This is a genomic window from Nonlabens sp. (genome assembly GCF_051251825.1).
Lineage (GTDB): Bacteria > Bacteroidota > Bacteroidia > Flavobacteriales > Flavobacteriaceae > Nonlabens.
The window spans coordinates 1-2,858 of record NZ_JBPOGG010000044.1 but is presented as its reverse complement, the minus strand read 5'-3'; the positions used below and the strand labels follow the sequence as shown (position 1 = coordinate 2,858).

5 protein-coding genes are annotated in these 2,858 nt (G+C 37.2%); 2 read left to right on the top strand and 3 right to left on the bottom strand.

Annotated features, from left to right (window positions below; all coding sequences use genetic code 11):
* Nucleotides 1-717: NAD(P)/FAD-dependent oxidoreductase (locus tag ACSHWW_RS14395; protein WP_435683164.1), on the top strand; the 717-nt coding region annotated here is incomplete at its 5' end.
* A 4-nt stretch (nucleotides 718-721) separates the two neighbouring features.
* Here ACSHWW_RS14395 and ACSHWW_RS14390 read toward each other — a convergent pair.
* Genes ACSHWW_RS14390 through ACSHWW_RS14380 form a run of 3 tightly spaced genes read right to left on the bottom strand, consistent with a single transcriptional unit; the run spans nucleotide 722 to nucleotide 2,330 of the window.
* On the bottom strand, nucleotides 722-1,111 hold the full coding sequence (locus ACSHWW_RS14390) for a VOC family protein (RefSeq protein WP_435683163.1): 390 nt from the start codon (nucleotides 1,109-1,111) through the stop codon (nucleotides 722-724).
* Nucleotides 1,108-1,686: a GNAT family N-acetyltransferase gene (locus ACSHWW_RS14385; protein WP_435683162.1), complete on the bottom strand. Its 579-nt coding sequence runs from the start codon at nucleotides 1,684-1,686 to the stop codon at nucleotides 1,108-1,110. The genes ACSHWW_RS14390 and ACSHWW_RS14385 overlap by 4 nt, the downstream gene beginning before the upstream one ends.
* Nucleotides 1,686-2,330 carry an alpha/beta hydrolase gene (locus ACSHWW_RS14380; RefSeq protein ID WP_435683161.1) on the bottom strand — a complete coding sequence of 215 codons (645 nt, stop codon included), beginning with the start codon at nucleotides 2,328-2,330 and terminating at the stop codon, nucleotides 1,686-1,688. The genes ACSHWW_RS14385 and ACSHWW_RS14380 overlap by 1 nt, the downstream gene beginning before the upstream one ends.
* A 73-nt stretch (nucleotides 2,331-2,403) precedes the next feature.
* Between ACSHWW_RS14380 and ACSHWW_RS14375 the strand changes: the two genes are divergently transcribed.
* Nucleotides 2,404-2,829 (top strand): PaaI family thioesterase, encoded by a 426-nt coding sequence (locus ACSHWW_RS14375; RefSeq protein ID WP_435683160.1) that lies wholly within the window; start codon nucleotides 2,404-2,406, stop codon nucleotides 2,827-2,829.
* Nucleotides 2,830-2,858 lie beyond the last annotated feature (29 nt).

Sequence of the window (2,858 nt, the reverse complement as noted above, 5' to 3'; positions counted from 1 at the left end):
CCGGAGGTCGCTATAGATGCAAAAGGAGCTATTCACTATGAATGTGATGCACACTCTACGCCAACTCAGTTTATGCCAAAAATAGTAGCTTATCTAAAAAGCGCAAGAGTAAAGATTAGAACGAATGAAGAAGTTCTGGATTTAGAAGTAAAAGGAAATCGGATTCTCAAGATTAAAACTTCTAAAGGCAACTATACAGCGGATGAAGTAATACTTGCAGCTGGCTCATGGAGTGGCAAAATCGCAAAAAAAATTAGGATGGACTTACCTCTGCAAGGAGGTAAAGGCTACAGTATAAATGTTGCAAGGCCCACAGGAATAGCCATTCCTGCTATTCTTATGGAGTCAAAAATGGCGGTTACACCAATGGATGGTTTCACACGGTTTGCCGGCACAATGGAGTTTTCTGGCAACAATGATTTTGTTAGAAAAGAGCGAGTTATGGCTATTGCCAGCGGAGCAAAAAACTTTTATCCTACCGTAGATATAAACGCAAATGAAATTGCGAGTGTAAAAACAGGATTACGCCCAGTTTCACCGGACGGACTTCCCTATATTGGGCGTTCTTCCAAATGGGCCAATTTGACTTTCGCAACCGGGCATGCTATGATGGGATGGAGTCTAGGGCCGGCTACAGGAAAATTAATTTCTGAAATAATAGACGAGAGAAAAGTGTCCATGAATATCGATGCCTTTTCTCCGGATAGAAGATTTTAGCAAACTATTTTCTTTCGATAAGGTCCCAGAGGTTTCCGTACAAATCTTTAAATACGACAACGGTTCCGTAGGGCTCTTCACGAGGGTCTTCGTTGAATTCTACAGCTTGGTCTTTCATTTTTTTGTAATCTCTCCAAAAATCATCGGTGTGCAGAAATAGAAAAACACGACCACCAGATTGGTTTCCTATAGCTTTTCGTTGTTCGTCATTCGTAGCTTCAGCTAGTAAAAGCGATAGTCCGTTTAGACTAGGAGGAGATACCGTAACCCACCTTTTGTTATCATCTAATTGAATGTTGTCTACCAGTTTAAAGCCTAATTTATTAGTGTAGAAGACAATGGCTTCATCATAATCTTTAACTACTAGGGTTACTTGTGCTATGGCTTGATTCATATAAAGTCTTTAAATTTTGATTGTTTAATATCTGCCCATTCCTCTTTTAAGATTCCGTAACAGCATGAACTTCTTCTGAAATCACTTTTGGTGATGACATTTTTTCTGAGGATTCCCTCTAAACTTGCGCCTAATTTTTCCACGGCTTTTATAGACCGCATGTTTCGCTCATCAATTCGGAATTCAACTTTCTCAAAATCCATCTTTTCAAATGCATAGCTTAGCATTAAATATTTCATTTGATGGTTAAAACCCGTGCCACGGGTGTCAGGAGAAATCCACGTCCAGCCAATATGTAATACCATGTTTTTTTGATCAATATGACCAAAACGAGTGCTTCCTACGCATTCATTGGTCGTCCTATTATAAATAGTGAAAGGAATAGATTTTTTCTGCTTTGCTTCAGTTAAAGCTGTCTCTATATAGTTCTCTAATTTTTGAATTGTAGAGACATCATTAGAACCATATTGGTAAAGGTCTACTTGCTGTGCAATTGGCCAGAGTTCTTTATTGTGTTCTTTTTTTAATTGAACAAGCTTCACCAATTCATTTTCTAAAACAAGCGTTTTGTTCATTATACTAGATTTAGGATGAGTTCTTTTTTTATTTCGTGTCCGCCTTCAAAGAAAATTTGTTCTGCTTTTCCTCCAAACAGATGCTCTATTTTTTTTGATTCAGTTTTCCGTCTCTCCTTAGTTATATATTCATCTGTATCACCAACCAGTGTAGTCACCTTGGTATCTTTTTCTTTTAAGAAACTAAAGTCAGATGCTTTTAATTCATTGGGAATACCTCCAGCATAAAGCACTAATTGATTGCACTTTATCTTTCTTTGAGCTACCCATCTTGTGGCAATCGAAACTCCTTGTGAGTACCCAAGTATTATAAAATTACAATTTTCCGGAAACTCTTGTGCGGCATACACAGCATCTAGATAGGCCAAAACATTTTGTGTTTCTTGTTCTGTACCTTCTTTGGTAAGCCAGCTGGCTCCAACGCGCCTATATGTATTGTTTAAATAGTATTTTGATGGTGCTTGAGGTGCAATAATATAGTTTTCTTCAGGAGGTAATTCATCAAAATACCTTAAGAAGTATCGACTTAAATAACCAATGCCATGCAGTACAATCCAAACGTTTTTAGTTTGACTTGAAAGTAAATTTAACGTAGCATAGCTATTTGTGGTGGTATAAGATACCGTATTTTCAGAATAATCCATAGAACAAAAATCTCTATAAAAGTAATGGCTTTTATTGATGACGTAATGCTTAATTTTGAAAAAAATAGTAGTTATGGACGCCTACAAGGAAAAAATACTGAAAGTTTGCAATGAATCTTCAAAAAATACACTGATGGAGACCCTACAAATTGAATACGTAGATGTGGGAGAAGATTTTTTGGTCGGAAAGATGCCGGTAAACTCACGAGTTCACCAACCAGATGGGGTTTTACACGGTGGAGCTATGGTTGCCTTGGCGGAAAGTATAGGTAGTATGGCCTCGTATATTTTTCTTGATGCACAGCAATTTTCCATACGTGGTATTGAAATTTCTGCTAACCATGTCAAAGGTGTTCGTAATGGCGATGTGTTTGCAAAAGCTACTATTTTACATAAAGGAAGAACTACCCAGCTGTGGGAAATTAAGATTACCAATGAAGAAGGTAAACTTGTCTCGTTCTGTAAATTGACCACAATAGCTTTACCAAAGAAAAAATAATGCCCTTGGATTTTTTTCAAAAAATTGAA

What these genes read in the sequence shown, in the direction of transcription:
- ACSHWW_RS14375 (WP_435683160.1), top strand. Translation starts at nt 2,404, where the DNA reads ATGGACGCCTACAAGGAAAAAATACTGAAAGTTTGCAATGAATCTTCA.
- ACSHWW_RS14380 (WP_435683161.1), bottom strand. Translation starts at nt 2,330, where the DNA reads ATGGATTATTCTGAAAATACGGTATCTTATACCACCACAAATAGCTAT.
- ACSHWW_RS14390 (WP_435683163.1), bottom strand. Translation starts at nt 1,111, where the DNA reads ATGAATCAAGCCATAGCACAAGTAACCCTAGTAGTTAAAGATTATGAT.
- ACSHWW_RS14385 (WP_435683162.1), bottom strand. Translation starts at nt 1,686, where the DNA reads ATGAACAAAACGCTTGTTTTAGAAAATGAATTGGTGAAGCTTGTTCAA.